This is a genomic window from Sulfitobacter sp. HI0027 (assembly GCF_001634775.1).
Lineage (GTDB): Bacteria > Pseudomonadota > Alphaproteobacteria > Rhodobacterales > Rhodobacteraceae > Sulfitobacter.
On the sequence record NZ_LWER01000183.1, the window covers coordinates 14,803 to 32,980 of the forward strand.

The window sequence follows — 18,178 nt, forward strand, 5'->3', positions numbered from 1 at the left end:
GGCTCAAGCACCTCGGCCCGGCGTCTCAATTGCTCAGAGCGCCGGGGATATAATTCGAATAATGATCGCGGTGAGGCGTGTCATAGGGGCGCTTATAAACAGCCCCCCCTGCCCCGACAAGCCCCGGAAGAAGCGCAACAATCCGTGCTGAAAATCCCGCCACATGCGCCGCCCGCCAAACTTAACATTTTTTATGATCCCCGGCCTTCCCTTGAATTTTTCGGCAAAATCAGCATCATAAGCCTTTCGATAAAAGATATAGCCCGCGGACCCTGCATTTAAGGACCCGCGTCATTTTCATTGGGCGAAAGACTTACGTGTGACGATCAAAGACTCCTTTTACAACGATATGTCGGTCAAGCCCTGTGGCATGGTGGACCATCTAGACGGTGCGCAATGGGCTAGGCTTGCGCCGCTGTTGACCCAGCACAAGCAATTTACGCCGGGCGCCGTGATCAGCCGCAGGGGTGATTTCTTGGATTATAGCCTGCTGCTGCTGGATGGGCTCATCGCCCGCAGCGTGCCCCGCGGGCAGCGCGCGCGGAGCACGTTCGTCGCCCTGCAGTTCCCCGGAGAGTTTGTCGATCTCCATGCCTTCCCGCTCAAACGGCTAGACCATGATGTCATTTCGCTGACCGATACGCGGGTCGCCATGATCGCGCATGAGCCGCTGCGCGAATTGCTGAATGGCGATGTTGAAATGGCCCGGAAACTCTGGCTCATGACTTTGGTCGATGCCTCCATCCACCGCCATTGGGTGATGCGCAACAGCGCCATGCGCGCGCTCGCGCGGGTCGCGAATTTCCTGAGCGAATTTGATGCCCGCATGTCCGCCGCCTACGGTATGGAGCGTCAAAGCCTGCCCTTCAGCCTGCGCCAGACCGACATCGCCGATGCTACCGGCCTCACCTCGGTGCATGTCAGCCGAACATTGCGCGAATTGCGCGAACACGGCTGCTGTGCGGTGACGGGCGGCAAACTGCTGATCCATGACCGCGCGGGGCTGCATAAGGTCGGCCAGTTCGAGCCTGCATACCTCTATATGCCGCAGTCCGAAGCGGCCCTTTAACCTGCCTCTGCCAAAGGCCGATCCGCACCCTCCACATGCAGGGCGATCGCCGGATATGTTCTGTGCGGCACCACCGCGTCGCCCTGCGCTAGGGCCGCGTGATAAAGCCGCTCGAACTTTGTCACCATCGCCTGCGCATCAAACAGCCGCGCCACACGGGCGCGCGGCACCTCGGCGGGGATCGCGAGCGCCTGTCGCAGTGCCTCAGCCAAGGCCACGGGGCTGTCATCCACAGCAATAACGCCCGCCTCGCCCAACACTTCTTCAACCGCCCCATGCGGCGTCGCGGCCACTGGCAGGCCCGTCGCCATCGCCTCTACCGCCGCGAGGCCAAAGGGTTCCTCCCACTGCGGGGTGAAAAGCGCCACCGACGCCCTGCCATAGGCCCGCCCAAGGGCCTCTGTATCCAGATGCCCAACATAGGCCACATCGTCATAAAGATGCGGTCTTACCATGTCGTTAAGGTAGTCCTGATGCTCCACCACGCCGTAGATGCGCAGCGGCACCCCGGCGATCTGCGCCGCCTCTGCCGCCAGATGGGTGCCCTTGGTCGGGGTAATGCGCCCGGCCCAGACAGCGCTCCCATCGCCCGGCCCGCCTTGGGGCCATTCGGAAAGGTAGATGCCGTTGTGTACCACATGCGCCGTTTCCGGCGCGCCCTCGGGCCACCAGATGCCGCGCTGCCGGGCCGACACCACAGACGACAGATGCCATGGCGCCGCCCCATCCATCAGCGCGCCGCGCAGCACCTTAAAGGGCGGAATATGCAATGAAGTGACCATCGGCAGCCGCTCCGCCCGCGAGAGCCGCGGAAGGTAGCGGTGCAGCGCGTTGTTGTGTACCACGTCAAAGCGCCCCTCCAGCAGCAGCCGAGCGGCGCGGGCATAGCAGGCATCGAGGTGGTCGTTCAGCGCATCGGTGCCGTGAAACTCATGCCACGGATAGCGTGCGTCGTAATGCGTTTCGCAAATCGGCAGCAGTTTGACCCCCGGCGGCAGGCCCGTTGCACTATCGCCACAGGCCAACAGGGTCACGTCATGGCCCCGCTCGGCCAGCATACGGGCAAGGCTATGGGTAAAAGCCTCCATCCCGCCCTTGAACGGCGGGGCGATGGGGTGCCGAATATGGCCGACGATGGCGATGCGCAGGGTCATTCCGCCGCGATCCGCTCTTCGCCCCGGAGGTGGCGCAGCACACGCGCGGTATTGGCATAGGGCTGGTCTGACTGCTGTTCACAAAGCGCAAAATCATCCGCATCCGGTTCGCGCAGCTGCACCAGCGTATCGCCATCAGCCCCCACCAAACCCATCAGGCGAAAAGCGGTGAGCCAGTGGTTCATAGTGCGGTGACCCCATTTGTCGGCAAAGATCTCGGTATTGCGCAGGATCGACGGGATGTGGTGAATCGGCGGCATGCAATGCGGGTGATGCTGGTGAAACACCTTCGCCCCCTTTGCCCAGTGGATCGGCACGCCGCGTTCATCCAATTCGCGGCCAAAGTCGGTATCCTCGCCCCCGTAGCCGGTGAAACGTTCGTCAAACCCGCCGGAGCGGTCCCAATCCGCGCGGTGAATGGCAAAGTTCAGCGACCAGAAGCAGCGGTAATCGTTGCAGCGCTTCAGCCCTTCTGCGGGCGGTCCTTGGCGGTCGGAATGGCGCACGGCCACGGCTTTGAGCGTGTCATAGCTCCATCCCTCGGTCGCCGTGCCCGCGGGGAGGTAATTGACCTCGCCCATGATCAGCCCGTTGCCCGGCACCGCATAGCCCATATAGTCGGCGATCAGCTCTGGGGCCGGAATGCAATCCACGTCGAGAAAGACAAGGCAATCGCCCATGGCCTCTGCCGCGACGGTATTACGCGCGCGTGACAGCGGCAATTCGCGGCCCGTGACCTGCACTTGTCGGATCGGGAAATCGGTCTGCGGCAGATCGTCATAAAGCGTGTCTTGCATGACCCCGATCACCAGTTCATCCGGCTGTCGGGTCTGACGGGTCAGGCCAAGGATCACATTGCGCAGATGAGCAGCCCGCCCCCGCGCAAGCGTCAGCGCGCTGACTGTGGTGGTTTCAGGCACGGATGGGGTGAACGACGTCATGTAAATCTCCGGTTTCATTGGATGTTTCGGATAGCAACTGATCGGTCAGGCCGGTCAGCCAACGGGCGGTCTGAGCCGCGGCATCTTCATCGACCAGGCCGCGCTGCAGGGCCGGGTCATGGGTATCGAACGTGCGTTGGATCGCCGCGCGCCATGCTCCGGCAGAAGATGGTAAATGCGCCAGATGATGCGCCGCCCCCGCGCGGTGCAGCGCCTCGGCCTTTTCGATCTGTTCATCGAAATAGCGCCACTCCGGTACGGCCAACCACGGCGTCTCGGCAGCGAGGATCTGATGACAGGTGGTATTGCCTGTCGAGGCCACGACCATATCCGCCGCCGCCAGATAATCCGCCGCGTTATCGACCCAACCGTGATGGTGCAGGTTCGCAGGTTCGGTCGCGTGCCAATCCCGCGCCATCCGACCGATGGTGACGAATGCCGTCTCAGGCAGCGCCCGCGCCGCGATGCCAAAGGGCGCCGAGGCAAATCCGGTGCCGCCCCCGCCTGACATGACAACCACCATGCGCTGATCCGGCGCGATGCCAAGCTGGTCGCGCAACATGGCGCGCCGCGCCGGATCGGGGCGTTTTACGTCGACCCCCAAGCCCCCTGCGAAATGCGTCTTTGCCATATGCCGTGCGGGCCAATCAGGCTGCGCCAGCGCCTTTGCGGCGGGGCAAAGCAGTCCGACAGCCCCGTCATAGGCCGCCTGATGCCCCGGATCGTCGCGCTGCCCGTGCTGCAGCACTTTCACATGCGCCACCGAACAGATCCGTGCCAGTTGGGCCACTTCCGCCGAGACATCGCTGATCATCAGCACCGGATTGGCGCTGGCGAACCAAGAGGCCAGTTGCGCCATGGCCTGCCGAATACCCGGCCAGCCGAGCGGCGCGCAATGCACCGTATCCGGCGCGTTGGTGGTATCATTGATGTCTTCGTTTCCTGTGGGCTCAAAGAGCGACGGCAAGGCAATAACTTCAACCTGCCGGGTGAAGGCGGGAAAGATATCGGGCTTGGCGCAAAAGACGGTCACCGGCTGGCTCTCCGGCAGCGCGTTGACCACTGCGGCGCAACGTTCCGCATGGCCCCGGCCCTGATGGTGGACGAAGTAACCGATGGGCCGGGTCATTGCGCCACCATCTTGACCGGCGGCTCCATCGCGTTGAGGGCGAAACCAAAGGTCTCCAGCCCTTCCAAAACCCCCGCCGCATGGGCCGCGCGGGCATGGTAGAGCCGCCTACCGCTCAGACGTTCGCGCAGCCCGTCCATTGCATTGCCGACCAAGATGCCACGGCCCGGCCCATCCTCCACGGCCTGCAACATATCGAAATCATTGCCACTGTCCCCGGCCACCACGACCCGGTCCATTGTCATGCCCAACCGCCGCGCCGCGGCACAGACCGCAGGGCCCTTGCCCGCGGCCAAAGGCAAGACATCGATCAACCGCCCGTGGGAGGCCACGATCTGCGCCGCCACACCGCGCCGTGCCAGATGCCGTTCCAACCGGCGCGCGGTGCGCATGTCGCCGAAACCGCTGAGCTTCCAGCGCCGCTGTTCGACCCGCGCCTGCCAGTTAAAGCCGAACTCCTTCAGCGCGCGCTCCACCCGGTCGCGCTGCCATCCGGCGTCGAGCTTTTGGGCGAAACGCTCATCCAGACAAAGCCGCCCTTCCGCATCAGGCAGATAGACCTCAGTGCCGACAGAAGTGATGAAAACACGCGGGCTTGGCAGGTTCCAATCGCGCAGAATGCGGCGGGCCTCCGGCAGGCTGCGGCCCGTGGCCACGGCAAACATCGGACGGTCGCGGGCGATCCATGCGTTGAACAAAGCAGCAGAAGGCGCGCAGCCGGTCAGCGTGTTGTCGATGTCGCTGGCCAGCATGACCGACGCTTGCGCCGTCACTGGCGCGGGGTTGCAAACATCCTCGCAGATATGTTGCACCTCTTCGGCCCATTTCGACCAATCGTAGCGCCCGACATGGGCACGCCCGGCTTGTGCAGCCTCGGCCCAGAATGCAGGCTCGTCCAAAAGCTTCAACAGCGCCGCCTCTATCGCCTCCACATCGCGGGGCGGGACGCAGATGCCATGCCCAAGGTCCGCCACGATATCAGCAGGCCCGCCCTCTTGCGTCGCCACCACCGGCAATCCATGAGAGGCCGCCTCCAACATGGTCAGGCCAAAGGGTTCATGCAGCGCGAGGTTCACGAAAACCCCGCCCGTTTGCGCCGCGCGGTCATAAAGTGCGGCCACATCGCCCTGCGTATGACTGGGCGGCAATGCCACCTTGCCCCGCAACGCTGGCACCTCCAGCGTCTCGCGCAGGCGGGTCAGTTCCGCGCGGGCCTCTGCATTCGCCTGCAGCGCATCGCCGTGCTGCCCTGCGAGGATCACAAGGTTCGCCCGCGCCTGTAGCGCAGGGCTGTCCGCATAGACCCGCGCCAAGGTTGCAAGGTTCTTGCGGGCCACGGGGCGCGCCACGGCCAGCAGCGTAGGGCGGTCGGGATCGCTCAGCCTATCCGCCAGCAAGGCGCGGCCCGCCCCGGCCTCTGCCGGGCGGCGCAGCGACACACCCGGAGAGACGCGGTGCACCCGCGCCTGCGCATCCGCCCCATAGGCGGCGACCTGCACCTCTGCCTCATCGCGCGAAGACAGCACCACCGCATCCGCCTCTAGCAGCGCGCGCCGTTCCGCCGCGACCCGGTCGGTATCTACTGCAGACCCCGATTTACTCAGCGCCAGCGAATGCGGGGTATAGATCACCGGGATACCAAAACGCGCGCGCGCCGCCAGTGCCAGTTGCGCCGCATCGGCAAAATGCGCGTGGATCACATCCGGCAACCCCTGCGCCTGCGCCAAACCCTCTAGAAAAGCATCCACCAGTGCGGGAATTTCCGCGGCGAGGTTTTCTTTGCTCAGATACCCCCGCTGCGCGGTCCAAAGCCGCCGGATCGACAGGCTGCGGCTGACCTGCTGCTCGGCCTGGGCGTGAACCGCCCCGAGCGCCGGCTCATCGAAAGCACGGGTCACGATCTGCACTGCATCCACATCACCCCGTGCCGCCTGCGCGCGCGCGGCCCCCAAGATATAGGCGATGTGACCGCCGGTATCTTCGGTCACGCCATAGTTGACAGACGGCGCTGTGAGGCAGCCCCCGAGGGCAATGTGGCAAATGAACATGAGCGGGTCTCCTTATGGAGAGGTGACCCCCCTAGCGCCCCCTCCGTTCCGATAACAAATGTTAATGCAAACATTTCTCGACGACGGGCATGGCGGTCCTAGCTTCTGGCCACCGTACCCTGCCCAGCCCCAATCAGAGCCCGCCAATGCCTGCCCAGACCCCTCCGCGCTATCTGTTCATCGGCGGGCTGCACCGCTCTGGCACGTCGTTGGTCAATCGGCTGGCCAATGCCCTGCCGGGCGCGGGCGGCATCACCGGATCGGCAGCGCCCGAGAATGAAGGCGTCTACCTGCAAGGGGCCATCCCCCATACGGCGCAATCCGGACGGCCCATGCATTTCGCGACCAATCCACAGGAACATCTGACCGAGGCCCACCCGCTCAACACTTTGGAGACAAAGACCCGCCTGACGCAGGACTGGGCGCCGTGGTTCGCCCCCGACCTGCGCTGGCGGGTTGAGAAATCGCCGGTGAACCTGACCCGCATGCGGTTGATGCAGCACCTCTTTCCGATGTCGCAGTTCATCGTGGTTCTGCGCCACCCCGAAGCGGTCGCGGCCTCCGTCGCCGCATGGGTCGATGCCCCGCCACAGGCGTTGATCGATCACTGGATCGGGGCGCAGGCGCAGATGTTGGGCGACCTGCCCTATCTCCATGCGGTGATGGTGCTGCGCTACGAGGATATCGTCGCCGACGCCCCCCGCGCCCTGCGCCGGATCGCGCGTTTCATCGACCTTTCCGAAGCGGCGCTGCCCGAAGGCATCGCGGATGGAAATCAAAGCTATACCGGGGTCCCGCAGATGACGGCGGAACAGGCGCCGGAGGCCGCGCGGTGGGGCTATGCCCCCGGGTTGCAGGTCTCACCTTGGCCCGGCCTGATCCAACACCCGCTGCGCGCCGTGCGGGAGGCGGTCGCAGCGGCCTGATCCGTTAGCCGTTGCCGAACACCCCGGTCAGCGCGCGTTTGACGATGCCCCGCACGCCGGGGCGTGTTTCGCGGGCAAAGGGCAGCGGGCGGCAGACCTCGATCGCGGCCACCCCGACCCGAGCTGTCAGCGCGCCATTCACCAGCCCTTCGCCAAAACGTCGGCTCAGCTTGGCCACGATGGAGCCCCCCAAAAGCGGCTCAATCAGGTCGTCGCCCACCGCCACGGCCCCGGTGGCGACTAAATGCGACAGCACTGCGCGGGTCAGCCGCCACGAGCCGAAAAAGCCCGAACGCCCGCCATAGATCTCGGCAATGCGGCGGATCATCCGCAGGTTGCTGCTGAGCGCCGCGGCCACATCAGCCAGCGCCAAGGGGACCAGCGCGGTGACGGCGGCGACCTGCCGGGCGGCGGCCTCGACCTCGCGGGTGGCGGCGCGGTCGAGGGGGGCTAGAACCTCGCTCTCGGCCAGCCCTAGCAGCGCCTCGGCATCGAATTGATCGCCGCGCAGTTCGGTCAGCCGGTCGCGGCCCCAGCGGGTGTCTTCACGGTGTTTGTAAAGCGTTTCCAGCCGATCCGTCACGCTGCGTGCGGCGGCCAAATCCCCCTGTGCCAGCGCCTCGCCCGCGTCATGGCGCAGCCCGTCCAGCCGCGCCAGACGCCCAAAGGCCGCCATTTCGCGCAGCGACAGCAGCAGTAGCACCAGCAAGAACGCCCCGATCAGCAGCGTCATCGCCCAGCCCAGCAGCGGGTAGCGCGCCATCAGGTCGATCACGAAGGTCCAAGCCGCGATCGACACCAGCGCCGTCACCAGCGCCCCGGCCAGCGCCCAGAACATCCGCACCAGCCGCGAGGGTTTGCGCGCGGCGAGCCGTGCCGCGATCTGCATCGCTTGGCCCTTGGGCGGCGGCGCTTCGACGTCCAACTCCGGCACGGCTGGCGCGTCGGCGACCGAGGGCTGGGGCTTGGCGTCTTCTTCTAGGTCGAACAGGATCGGTCCCCGGGCCATCAGGCGGCCTCCCTTTGCCAGTGCAATGTTAGATCGGGCAGCCCTTCGTCATTGGCGCTGCCATCGCCACGGGCGGTTTCGGCAAACCCATGTTGGCGGTAGAAAGCGATGGCCTCTGCATTGGCCTGAAATGTCCAGCAAGTCAGTGCCTTATGGCGCGTCTTTAACCTTCGCAACAAGGCCGATCCGATGCCCCGTCCCCGCGCCGCCTGCGACACATAAAGTGCATCCAACTCCCCGCCCTCACAGGCCGCGAATCCGGCGATCCGGCCTGACTGCTCGGCCACCGTGACCCAGCCGCGGGCGATCATTGCGTCAGCGTGGGCGATATCCTCAGCCGCCGTATGAATGCGCGGCAACCATTTAGTATCGCGGGCAAAATCGCTCATGATCCCCCCTACTGCGCCTGCGTCCAAGGGCTGCGCGGGACGCAGAGTGGTGGGGCGTGTCAACACTTCGCTCATAGTCGGTCCCCGATCAGAAACTCCGCCGCGCGGTCGAGCCGGATATGGGGCGGGCCGTCGCCGGGGCGCAATTCCAACACCGCCGGCGCAAAACGCATGATCTGGTAATCCGCCCCCAGCCATTCCTGCGCGCCCTGCCGGGCGGGGGTCAGCAAATGCGCCGGGTCTTCAGGCAACTCTCCGGGGTAGAATGCCGCCTGCCGCCCGCGTGTTTCATCGTCGTTCAAAAGCGTGCCGCGCACCACGTCGAGCGGCTCACCGCCATGGGTCATCACGTCTTCGGTCGTGGCGCGCAGGCTGGCGATGGCCATCGCCCGCGTGCCCGCGCCTGCGTATTGCGCCCGGTCCCGCGCGTCGCGGATCAGCGCCTGCATGATGCCGCTCAAGCGGGGGTGCTGGCTGTGATGCAAGTGGTCGGCCTTGGTGGCCGCAAACAGGATTTTCTCAACCCGCTTGCCGCGCAGCAGGCTGGTCAGGAAGTTGTTTGTCCCCGGACGGAAGGCGCCCAGAATATCGGCCATCGCGCCGCGCAGGTCTTCGACCGCCCGCGGCCCTTGGTGGATCGCGCCAAGCGCGTCGACCAGCACCACCTGCCTGTCGATCCTAGAGAAATGATCCCGGAAGAAGGGCTGCACGACCTGTTTCTTATAGGCCTCGAACCGCCGCGCCATCTCGCGGATCAGCGACTTACGCGGTGCCCCGTCGGAGCCCGGCAGCGGCGCGAAGGTCAACACCGGTGAGCCTGCAAGGTCACCGGGCAGCAGAAACCGCCCCGGCGTACAGTCGGAATAGCCATTGGCGCGGGCGGTTTGCAGATAATCGGCAAAGCTGTCGGCAAGCCTGCGGGCGGTGGTTTCTTCCAACTCGGCATGGGGGTCGGTCTGCTCGGCCAAGGCGCGGTAGCTCGCCGCCTCCTCACGCGAGGCGATACGCTCAATCACCTGCGCGGACCATTCGGCGTAGGAGACATCCATCAGCGCCAGATCAAGTAGCCATTCGCCGGGGTAATCCACGATATCCAGATGCAGCGTGCGTGGCCCTTGCAGCCCCGCCAGCAGCCCATTGGGCCGCACCTTGAGCGACAGCCGCAATTCCGAGATCGCCCGCGTGCTTTCCGGCCAATGCGGCGTCTTGCCGGTCAGCGCGGCGAGGTGGTTCTCATAGTCAAAACGCGGCACGGTATCGTCGGGCTGTGGCTGCAAAAACGCCGCCTCTATCCGCCCTTCGGAGGCCGCCAGTAGCCCCGGCATCCGCCCCCGGTCCAGCAGGTTCGCCACCAGCGAGGTGATGAAAACCGTCTTACCCGAGCGCGCAAGACCCGTGACCCCAAGCCGGATCACCGGCTCGAAAAACGTCTCTCCCACCGTGTCGGTGACATTCTCAAACTGCCGCCAAATGCCGTCGGCAATGCCTGTGATACCCAAAGCTGCGCCCGTCCCTTTGTCTTTGCCGTTAACATAGGGTCGGCAGCCGGGGATTGCCAGAAGCGCCCGCCCGCGCTAAGGCCCCGTTCATGCCCAGATATGCCTTAAAAATCGAATACCACGGTGCGCCCTTCAATGGGTGGCAACGTCAGGTTGACCAGCCCACGGTACAAGGCGCGATCGAGGCCGCCTTGGCCAAGTTGGAGCCGGGCGCGCATACCATCGCCGCCGCCGGGCGCACCGATACCGGCGTGCATGGGCTGGCGCAGGTCGCCCATTGCGACATGGCCCGCGACTGGCGGCCCTTCCGGCTGGGCGAGGCGCTGAATTATCATCTGAAACCGCAGCCCATTGCAATCACCGATTGCGTACTGGCCCCCGATGATTTCCACGCCCGTTTCTCGGCGCTTGAGCGGCGCTATCACTTCCGCATCCTCAGCCGCCGCGCCCCGGCGGTGCATCAGGCGGGGCTGGTTTGGCAGATCAAACATGGCTTGGATGTAGAGGCGATGCAGGCGGCGGCGGTTCTCTTGGTGGGTAAACATGATTTCACCACCTTCCGCTCAACCGTCTGTCAGGCGGAAAGCCCGGTGAAAACGCTGGACCGCTTGCAGGTCTCTCAGGTCGAGACCATGGCCGGGACGGAATATCATTTCGACGTGCGCGCGCGGTCTTTCCTGCACAATCAGGTGCGCAGCTTCGTCGGCTCGCTAGAGCGTGTCGGCGCGGGCTCTTGGAGCGTGGCGGATATGGGGACGGCGCTTGCGGCAAAGGACCGTGCGGCCTGTGGGCCGGTCTGCCCGCCGCAGGGGCTTTATCTGGCGCATGTGAGCTATCCGGTGGACCCGTTTGCCAAAGCCTAACGAGGTCCATCGCCTCCCCGCGGGGTGGCGATGCTACGCTCATTTCATGCCACTTTATGGCGCAACCATGGGTGGGCTTTTCGTCGTGTTCCGCCCGTTGCTAAATCGCCTCCCCGACCGGGCGTGCAGGCGATGGTCCGGCGCCTTCGGCCTGATTCCGGACCCGCAAGCACCCTTACGGCAGAGGCGTCCACGTCCCGTGGAATTTGCCCTCTTCGCTTATCCGCTCGAACCCATGCGCGCCGAAGAAATCGCGCTGAGCTTGGATCATATTGGCCGTGCCGCGCGCCCGGCGCATGCTATCATACCACGCGAGCGCCGCCGACAGCGCAGGCAGCGCCACGCCGAGCAGCGCGCCCGCCGCCACCACACGCCGCAACGCGGGAACGCTCTCTTCCAGCCGTTTGCGCATGGCGGGGGCAAGGATCAGATGCCCGCCCGGCAACTCACCCCGGAAGGCGTCGGCAAACTCGTCCAACAGCGCCGAGCGGATGATGCAGCCCGCCCGCCAAATCTCGGAAATCCGCGCCATGTCGAGGGACCAGTCGAACTCCTCCGACGCCGCCGAAAGGATGCGAAAGCCCTGCGCGTGGCCGATGATCCGCCCGGCCAAAAGCGCCATCTCCAGATCGTCCACCTCAGGCAGTGGCGCGTCTTGCACGCCCTCTGGCAGCAGCGGTTCGGCCATCTCGCGCACGGCCTTTTCGCTCGACCAACCACGCGCGCCGACGGCGGCTTCGATGGTATTGGCCGATTGCCCCATCTTGAGCGCTTCGATCAAGGTCCAGCGCCCAGTGCCCTTTTGCCCCGCCTGATCTCGGATCACGTCGACCATCGGCGTGCCGCTTTGGGCATCGACCGACAAAAGCGCGGCTGCCGACACTTCGATCAGATAGGAGTTCAGCGGACCCTTGCGCCAGTCGGCGAAAAGGTTGCCGATCTCCACCGCGCCCTGCCCGCCTGCATCCCGCAGCAGGCCGTAGACTTCGGCGATCATCTGCATGTCGGCATATTCGATACCGTTATGCACCGTCTTGACGAAATGCCCAGCCCCGTCGGGGCCCAGATGCGCCACGCAGGGGGAGCCTTCGAAATGGGCGGCAATCGTCTCGGCCATCGGTTTGAACTGGGTCCACGAATGTTCGCTGCCGCCCACCATCATCGACGGGCCATTGCGCGCCCCGGCCTCTCCGCCCGACACGCCCATGCCGACGAAATGCAGACCGGTGCCGTCCAATGCGGCACTGCGGCGGCGGGTGTCGTGGAAATCGGCGTTGCCGCCGTCGATCAAGGTGTCGCCCTCATCCAGCAGCGGTTTGATCGTCTCGATCATCGCATCGACCGGTGCGCCAGAGGGGATCATGAACAAGATGCTGCGCGGGCGGGCGATGGCGGCGACGAAATCTTCCAGCCGCTCGGTCCCGATCAGGCGCTCGGCCAGCGGGCCGGCTTCGTCAAGGAAAGGCGCGATCCACTCTGCCTCACGATTGCTCACCGCCACGGTAAAGCCGTTGTCGGCCAAGTTCAGCGCCAGAGCAGAGCCCATGGTGCCTAGCCCGTATACCCCGATATCGGCGCCTGCCCCCCGTGCCGCGCCCCCGTCCGCCTGCGTGCCAGTTGCCATAACGATCATGCCTCATTTCTAGCCGGTCATACTGCAAGCCCGCCGATCCGGCGCGCCGCAGTTTGATTTGCGTTCGGGAACACTATATAATGCGGGGATAACAAGAAAAACACCCGACCGAGGCATAGTTCTGTAATGACACAAGTATTTAGACGCGCTTGGGAGGATATGGTCCTTCCTATTTTCAAACGTCCCCGCCGCGTGCAGGTTGCGGCCCTTTGCTACCGCGACACCGAGGCAGGCAAAAAGGTGCTGCTGATCACCAGCCGTGACACAGGCCGCTGGATTTTGCCCAAAGGATGGCCGATCGACGGGTTGGACGGTGCCGGAGCCGCCTTGCAAGAAGCGTGGGAAGAGGCCGGGGTGACAAAAGCCGACATCGAATCCGATCCGATGGGCATTTTCGACTATGACAAGGGTCTCGGCGAAGGCTTGACCGTGCCCGTGACCACACAGGTCTACCTCACTCGCGTGCGCGATTTAAGCGAGGAATACCCCGAAGCAGGCATGCGCAAACGCGCGTGGTTCACGCCCCAAGAGGCGGCGGAACTGGTGGATGAGCCTGATCTTAAAGCAATCTTATCTGCCTTTCACTAAAGTCTAGCGGCACCGGGCCTTTGCTCGGTGCCCCATTGCCCTTCTCCCACCCCAATGCCGCCCCCGCCGAATGTTACAATTTTGTGACAGGGTGACTTGCGCCCTCGATAGCCTTATGTCACCCCCCGCTGAACGTTAGGATCGTTGGGAGATCATACAGGAATGGCAACGGAACCGCAGGGCAGCCAGTGGAAGACGCTGGACAAGGACCTCAACCGCATTTCGCAAGTCGAACTGGCCGCGACCTATGTCGCCCGCCCCCTCGTGGCGCCGGGCATTGCGCTGGCCTTTATCGTGGTGGCAGGTGCTGTTGCGGCGGTCTTCTTCGGGCATCAGCCCTCTAGCTTTGTCGTGATCGCGGCGGCGATCTTCGGCGCTTATATGGCGGTGAACATCGGCGCGAACGACGTGGCCAACAACATGGGCCCCGCTGTGGGGGCCAATGCGCTGACCATGGGCGGGGCGATCGTGATTGCGGCCTTGTGCGAATCCGCCGGTGCCTTGCTGGCGGGGGGCGATGTTGTCTCGACCATCTCCAAGGGCATCATCGACCCGGCCAGCGTGGCCGACACGCGCATCTTTGTCTGGGCGATGATGGCAGCGCTGGTGTCTTCCGCGCTTTGGGTAAACCTTGCCACATGGGTCGGCGCGCCGGTGTCGACGACCCATTCGGTCGTGGGCGGTGTCATGGGCGCGGGCATCGCAGCTGCGGGCCTTGGCGCGGTCAACTGGAGCTCGATGAGCATGATCGCCGCAAGCTGGGTGATCTCTCCCGTGCTGGGTGGTGCCGTGGCGGCGATGTTCCTTGCGTTCATCAAGGCACGGATCCTGTACCAAGACGATAAAATCGCCGCCGCACGCACATGGGTGCCGGTGCTTGTGGGTCTGATGGCCGGGGTCTTTGCGGCCTATTTGGCGCTGAAGGGCCTCAAGAAAATCATCAGTATCGAGATGCCCATGGCCTTGATCATCGGGCTGGTGACGGGGCTGGTGGTCTATGCCATCTCCGCCCCGTTGATCCGCCGCGCGTCCGAGGGGATGGAGAACCGCAACCGCTCGGTCAAAACGCTTTTTGGCCTGCCGCTGGTGCTGTCTGCCGCCCTTCTCAGCTTTGCGCATGGGGCCAATGACGTGGCCAATGCGGTGGGGCCGCTGGCGGCGATCGTGCATGCGACAGAGTTCGGTGGCTTTGAGGATAAGGTCAGCATCCCGACATGGGTCATGATCATCGGCGCCTTCGGCATCTCCTTTGGTCTGTTCCTTTTTGGGCCGAAACTGATCCGCATGGTCGGCAGCCAGATCACCAAGCTGAACCCGATGCGCGCCTATTGCGTGGCCCTTTCGGCGGCGATCACCGTGATCGTGGCAAGCTGGCTGGGCCTGCCTGTGTCCTCCACCCATATCGCTGTGGGCGGGGTCTTTGGCGTGGGGTTCTACCGTGAATGGCATATGGAGCGGCGCCTGCGCCGGATCGGCGGCCAAACCAGCGAAGTGAAACGCATCGCCAAGGAAGAGCGCCGCCGCCGCAAGCTGGTGCGCCGGTCGCATTTCATGACCATCGTCGCGGCTTGGGTAATTACCGTGCCCGCCGCGGCCCTGCTCTCTGCCATGGTCTTTTGGGTGCTCAACACCCTCGTGAACTGAGGTCAGGCGCGTCCGCGCCTCACCCTTTCCGCTGGTCCTGCCCTGCTGCCATCTCGGCCCGCAAGGCGGTGACCGGCAAATGCGGCAGCCCCTCGCCTGCAAGCTCTGCCCAGCCCATCACACGCAAGACCATATCCGTTACCGGTGTCGCCCGGCCAAGCGCCTGCCCGCGGCGCTGCACCTCGCCTTGCAACGCGTCGATCTCGGTCGGGCGGCGCGCGGCAAGGTCTTGCGCCATGGAGGTCCGCGCCTGCGGATCAATCTGCAACATGGCCAAGGCGATGCGTGTGAACAGCGGTGTCGGCAGGCGCAACAGCGCCGGGACCAGACGCGCCGGGATTGGCGTGGTCATAGCGGGGCGGATCTTCTCTGCCCGCAGAATGGCAAGCGCCTCGGCCCATTGATCGGCCATCAGCCGCCGCCACGCCCGATCCTGCAACTGCGCTTGCAACGGCAGACCGCTTAGCGCGTTCAGCGCGTTGTTGAGGTTCATCAGGAACTTACCCCATTGCAGGGCCGTGATATCCGCGTGTTCCACCACCTTCAGATCCGGCAGCGACAGCCGGATCGCCAGATCCGCCGGTCCGCCCTCGATCACCAGATCGCCCGAGCTTGCCCGGTGGTAGCACCCCTGTCCCATGGCCACGACGTTGAAGGGCACCAGCCCGGCGCGCAGATCATGCTGCGGCAAGTGCTGGGCCAAGGCCGCGCGGTTGCCCATGCCGTTTTGCAGGCTGATAACCTGCACGCCCTGCGCGCTGTGGCGGGCGATCTGCCGGGCGATGTTTTCGGTGTCGCGCGATTTAACCGTGACCAGCACGATATCGGCATCGCGCAGGCAGGTCTCATCACCCGCAAGGGTCAGATCATCCGCCGAGAGGTAGCGGGCCATGCCGCCAAAATCGGTCAACGTCAGCCCGTGGGTGCGGATCTCGGCCTGAATACGAGGCCGGGCCAGCAGGGTTACGGAATGCCCCGCCCCGGCCAGCAACCCGCCGATGAAACAACCGATCGCCCCCGCGCCCGCGACAACGATGCGGGGGCCGTCGCTCATGCCCCCAGACACCAGCGCATGACGGCTTTTTGGGCGTGCAGACGGTTTTCGGCCTCATCAAAGATCACCGAATGCGGGCCATCCATGACCGAGCTTGTCGCCTCATCATCGCGGTGCGCAGGCAGGCAATGCATGAAGAGCGCGTCAGGTTTCGCCAGCGCCATCAGCGCGTCGTTCACCTGATAGCCACGCAGCTGGTTGTGCCGCCGTTCGCGGGCCGATTGCGGATCATGCATGCTGACCCATGTGTCGGTCACCACCAGATCGGCGCCCTCGACAGCCTTTTGCGGATTGCGTTCGACGGTATAAAGCCCGTCGAGCGCCGCTTCAGGGTCCAGCGGCTCGGGGCCGGTAAAGACGAGATCAAAGTCGAACTGTTTCGCCGCATGGGCAAAGCTGGCAAAGACATTGTTGCCGTCGCCCGACCAGACCACCTTTCGCCCCTTGATCGGGCCGCGGTGTTCCTCAAACGTCTGGATGTCGGCCATGATCTGGCAGGGGTGCGTGCGGTTGGTCAGCCCGTTGATCACCGGCACGGTAGCATGTTCGGCCATATCAAGCAGGGTCTGCTCTTCGAAGGTGCGGATCATGATCATGTCGACATAGCGCGACAGCACGCGGGCGGTGTCGGCGATGGTCTCACCATGGCCCAGTTGCATGTCCGCCCCCGAAAGGACCATGGTCTGCCCGCCCATCTGACGCACGCCCACGTCGAAAGACACGCGCGTCCGGGTCGAAGGTTTTTCAAAGATCAGCGCAACCATGTGGTCTTTCAGCGGCTGATCTTCATCCGGCGCGCCGCGCGGGCGGCCTTGGCGCGCGGCCTTCATGGCGGCGGCGTTGTCGATGATCTGCCGCAAATCGGCGGGGTCGGTTTGGTGGATATCAAGAAAATGGTTCATCTGTCGTCTCTGTCTTGCGGGTCTAAGGCCACGGCCTCCGGTGCCCGAGGAATATTTTAGGTGAATGGCGTTCAGGCCGGGGTCAGCGCGCGCGCGATGGCGTCAAGGCGGGTTACGGCCTCGGCGATCTCATCGTCGGAAATGGTCAGCGGCGGCAGAAGGCGGATCACATTGTCCGCGGCGGGTACGGTGATCAACTCATTGGCATAGCCCGCAGCGACCACATCCGCGTTCGCCACTTTGCATTTCAGCCCCAGCATCAGCCCCGCGCCACGGACCTCTTCAAAGACACCCGGATGCTCGGCCACCAGCCCCTCAAGGCGCTGACGCATCAGCCCCGCTTTGCGGTTCACTTCTGCCAGAAAGCCCGCGTCGGCGACCACATCCAGCACGGCGCAGCCCACGGCACAGCCCAGCGGGTTGCCGCCATAGGTCGACCCATGGGTGCCAGCGGTCATGCCCGAGGCGGCCTTTTCCGTTGCCAGCACCGCGCCCAGCGGAAAGCCCCCGCCGATGCCCTTGGCAACCATCATGATGTCGGGTGTCACCCCGGCCCATTCATGGGCAAAGAGCCGTCCGGTCCGGCCAACGCCGCATTGCACCTCGTCCATAATCAGCAACAGCCCATGTTGGTCACAAAGCGCGCGCATCTGCTGCAACTCGGCATCTGGCACGGCGCGGATGCCGCCTTCGCCCTGAACCGGCTCCACCATGATGGCGGCGGTTTTATCGGTGATGGCGGCCTCCAGCGCGTCACTGTCACCAAGATCGAGATGCACGAATCCCGGCAGCAGCGGGCCGAAACCTTTGGTCATTTTCTCAGACCCCGCCGCGGCAATCCCGGCAGATGAACGGCCGTGGAACGACCCGCTGAAAGTGATGATCTCAACCCGCTCGGGCTGGCCTGCTTCATAGAAATATTTGCGCGCCATCTTCACGGCCAACTCGCAAGCCTCGGTCCCTGAATTGCAGAAAAATGCCGTGTCGGCAAAAGTCTCGGCCACCAGCCGGTCAGCCAGCGCCTCTTGCTGCGGGATGTGGTAAAGGTTTGACGTGTGCCACAGCGCTTGGGCCTGATCCGTCAGCGCCTTCACCAGCGCTGGATGCGCATGGCCGAGCGCGTTCACCGCGATCCCCGCGCCAAGGTCGAGAAAACGTCGCCCATCCGCCTCGATCAGCCATGTGCCTTCGCCTTTGACAAAGGTCAAAGGGGCGCGATTGTAGGTTGGCAGAACGGAAGGGATCATCTGTTTGTCCTTGAAAGAGGGCCGCGTCACGCCGGTAAAAGGGCATGGGGCTGGCGCAGGGTCAATGGGATTTGGTTGTTTTT

General features: G+C 64.4%; 16 protein-coding genes. 5 read left to right on the forward strand and 11 right to left on the reverse strand.

Translation table 11 applies throughout. From position 1 onward, the window contains the following. The first annotated feature begins 319 nt into the window (after window positions 1–319). Window positions 320–1,069 (forward strand): Crp/Fnr family transcriptional regulator, encoded by a 750-nt coding sequence (locus A3722_RS11480; protein ID WP_082849462.1) that lies wholly within the window; start codon window positions 320–322, stop codon window positions 1,067–1,069. On the opposite strand, the gene A3722_RS11485 is transcribed toward A3722_RS11480, so the two are convergent. From A3722_RS11485 to A3722_RS11500, 4 genes are read right to left on the reverse strand one after another with little or no spacing between them, the layout of a single operon-like run. Beyond that, a complete protein-coding gene (locus tag A3722_RS11485; RefSeq protein WP_067625187.1) occupies window positions 1,066–2,223 on the reverse strand; it encodes a glycosyltransferase in 1,158 nt (385 codons plus the stop codon). The two genes, A3722_RS11480 and A3722_RS11485, sit on opposite strands and share 4 nt — an antisense overlap. After that, window positions 2,220–3,164 (reverse strand): glycosyltransferase family 2 protein, encoded by a 945-nt coding sequence (locus A3722_RS11490; RefSeq protein ID WP_067625184.1) that lies wholly within the window; start codon window positions 3,162–3,164, stop codon window positions 2,220–2,222. The genes A3722_RS11485 and A3722_RS11490 overlap by 4 nt, the downstream gene beginning before the upstream one ends. Next, the gene (locus A3722_RS11495; RefSeq protein WP_067625181.1) at window positions 3,136–4,293 is read right to left on the reverse strand and encodes a glycosyltransferase; all 1,158 of its coding nucleotides are present in this window, start codon (window positions 4,291–4,293) and stop codon (window positions 3,136–3,138) included. Before A3722_RS11495 ends, A3722_RS11490 begins: the two co-directional genes overlap by 29 nt. Next, window positions 4,290–6,341 carry an HAD-IIB family hydrolase gene (locus A3722_RS11500; RefSeq protein ID WP_067625178.1) on the reverse strand — a complete coding sequence of 684 codons (2,052 nt, stop codon included), beginning with the start codon at window positions 6,339–6,341 and terminating at the stop codon, window positions 4,290–4,292. Before A3722_RS11500 ends, A3722_RS11495 begins: the two co-directional genes overlap by 4 nt. Window positions 6,342–6,487: 146 nt before the next feature. Here A3722_RS11500 and A3722_RS11505 point away from each other — a divergent pair, with 146 nt between their 5' ends. After that, window positions 6,488–7,267 carry a sulfotransferase family protein gene (locus A3722_RS11505; protein ID WP_067625176.1) on the forward strand — a complete coding sequence of 260 codons (780 nt, stop codon included), beginning with the start codon at window positions 6,488–6,490 and terminating at the stop codon, window positions 7,265–7,267. Window positions 7,268–7,271: 4 nt separating this feature from the next. Here the strand turns inward: A3722_RS11505 and A3722_RS11510 are convergent, their stop codons facing one another. The 3 genes from A3722_RS11510 to A3722_RS11520 all read right to left on the reverse strand — a co-directional run bounded on the left by A3722_RS11510 (window position 7,272) and on the right by A3722_RS11520 (window position 10,164). After that, complete coding sequence (locus A3722_RS11510) at window positions 7,272–8,276, reverse strand: YcjF family protein (protein ID WP_067625173.1); 1,005 nt, start codon at window positions 8,274–8,276, stop codon at window positions 7,272–7,274. Next, window positions 8,276–8,665, reverse strand: coding sequence for a GNAT family N-acetyltransferase (locus A3722_RS11515; RefSeq protein WP_236627395.1), 390 nt, complete (start codon window positions 8,663–8,665; stop codon window positions 8,276–8,278). The genes A3722_RS11510 and A3722_RS11515 overlap by 1 nt, the downstream gene beginning before the upstream one ends. A 71-nt stretch (window positions 8,666–8,736) precedes the next feature. Continuing rightward, on the reverse strand, window positions 8,737–10,164 hold the full coding sequence (locus A3722_RS11520; RefSeq protein ID WP_067625167.1) for a YcjX family protein: 1,428 nt from the start codon (window positions 10,162–10,164) through the stop codon (window positions 8,737–8,739). An 89-nt stretch (window positions 10,165–10,253) separates the two neighbouring features. Between A3722_RS11520 and truA the strand changes: the two genes are divergently transcribed. Further along, complete coding sequence (gene truA / locus A3722_RS11525; RefSeq protein WP_067625164.1) at window positions 10,254–11,027, forward strand: tRNA pseudouridine(38-40) synthase TruA; 774 nt, start codon at window positions 10,254–10,256, stop codon at window positions 11,025–11,027. Window positions 11,028–11,202: 175 nt separating this feature from the next. Here truA and gndA read toward each other — a convergent pair whose 3' ends face one another. Beyond that, complete coding sequence (gndA, locus tag A3722_RS11530) at window positions 11,203–12,651, reverse strand: NADP-dependent phosphogluconate dehydrogenase (protein WP_067625207.1); 1,449 nt, start codon at window positions 12,649–12,651, stop codon at window positions 11,203–11,205. A gap of 135 nt (window positions 12,652–12,786) precedes the next feature. Between gndA and A3722_RS11535 the strand changes: the two genes are divergently transcribed. Then, window positions 12,787–13,248, forward strand: a complete 462-nt coding sequence (locus tag A3722_RS11535) for an NUDIX hydrolase (RefSeq protein WP_067625162.1) — start codon at window positions 12,787–12,789, stop codon at window positions 13,246–13,248. Window positions 13,249–13,410: 162 nt separating this feature from the next. Further along, window positions 13,411–14,892, forward strand: coding sequence for an inorganic phosphate transporter (locus A3722_RS11540; protein WP_067627792.1), 1,482 nt, complete (start codon window positions 13,411–13,413; stop codon window positions 14,890–14,892). A gap of 19 nt (window positions 14,893–14,911) precedes the next feature. Here A3722_RS11540 and A3722_RS11545 read toward each other — a convergent pair whose 3' ends face one another. The 3 genes from A3722_RS11545 to A3722_RS11555 form a co-directional block, all read right to left on the reverse strand. After that, window positions 14,912–15,946 (reverse strand): 2-dehydropantoate 2-reductase, encoded by a 1,035-nt coding sequence (locus tag A3722_RS11545; protein ID WP_067627795.1) that lies wholly within the window; start codon window positions 15,944–15,946, stop codon window positions 14,912–14,914. Next, a complete protein-coding gene (gene argF / locus A3722_RS11550; protein WP_067627797.1) occupies window positions 15,943–16,848 on the reverse strand; it encodes an ornithine carbamoyltransferase in 906 nt (301 codons plus the stop codon). Before argF ends, A3722_RS11545 begins: the two co-directional genes overlap by 4 nt. 71 nt (window positions 16,849–16,919) lie before the next feature. After that, window positions 16,920–18,095, reverse strand: coding sequence for an aspartate aminotransferase family protein (locus tag A3722_RS11555; RefSeq protein WP_067627800.1), 1,176 nt, complete (start codon window positions 18,093–18,095; stop codon window positions 16,920–16,922). Window positions 18,096–18,178 lie beyond the last annotated feature (83 nt).

Bases quoted from the DNA above. Each gene is read 5' to 3' on its own strand.
- A3722_RS11510 (WP_067625173.1), bottom strand. From the start codon at position 8,276: ATGGCCCGGGGACCGATCCTGTTCGACCTAGAAGAAGACGCCAAGCCC.
- A3722_RS11535 (WP_067625162.1), top strand. From the start codon at position 12,787: ATGACACAAGTATTTAGACGCGCTTGGGAGGATATGGTCCTTCCTATT.
- gndA (WP_067625207.1), bottom strand. From the start codon at position 12,651: ATGGCAACTGGCACGCAGGCGGACGGGGGCGCGGCACGGGGGGCAGGC.
- A3722_RS11555 (WP_067627800.1), bottom strand. From the start codon at position 18,095: ATGATCCCTTCCGTTCTGCCAACCTACAATCGCGCCCCTTTGACCTTT.
- A3722_RS11485 (WP_067625187.1), bottom strand. From the start codon at position 2,223: ATGACCCTGCGCATCGCCATCGTCGGCCATATTCGGCACCCCATCGCC.
- A3722_RS11515 (WP_236627395.1), bottom strand. From the start codon at position 8,665: ATGAGCGATTTTGCCCGCGATACTAAATGGTTGCCGCGCATTCATACG.
- A3722_RS11500 (WP_067625178.1), bottom strand. From the start codon at position 6,341: ATGTTCATTTGCCACATTGCCCTCGGGGGCTGCCTCACAGCGCCGTCT.
- A3722_RS11545 (WP_067627795.1), bottom strand. From the start codon at position 15,946: ATGAGCGACGGCCCCCGCATCGTTGTCGCGGGCGCGGGGGCGATCGGT.
- A3722_RS11495 (WP_067625181.1), bottom strand. From the start codon at position 4,293: ATGACCCGGCCCATCGGTTACTTCGTCCACCATCAGGGCCGGGGCCAT.
- truA (WP_067625164.1), top strand. From the start codon at position 10,254: ATGCCCAGATATGCCTTAAAAATCGAATACCACGGTGCGCCCTTCAAT.
- A3722_RS11505 (WP_067625176.1), top strand. From the start codon at position 6,488: ATGCCTGCCCAGACCCCTCCGCGCTATCTGTTCATCGGCGGGCTGCAC.
- A3722_RS11490 (WP_067625184.1), bottom strand. From the start codon at position 3,164: ATGACGTCGTTCACCCCATCCGTGCCTGAAACCACCACAGTCAGCGCG.
- A3722_RS11540 (WP_067627792.1), top strand. From the start codon at position 13,411: ATGGCAACGGAACCGCAGGGCAGCCAGTGGAAGACGCTGGACAAGGAC.
- argF (WP_067627797.1), bottom strand. From the start codon at position 16,848: ATGAACCATTTTCTTGATATCCACCAAACCGACCCCGCCGATTTGCGG.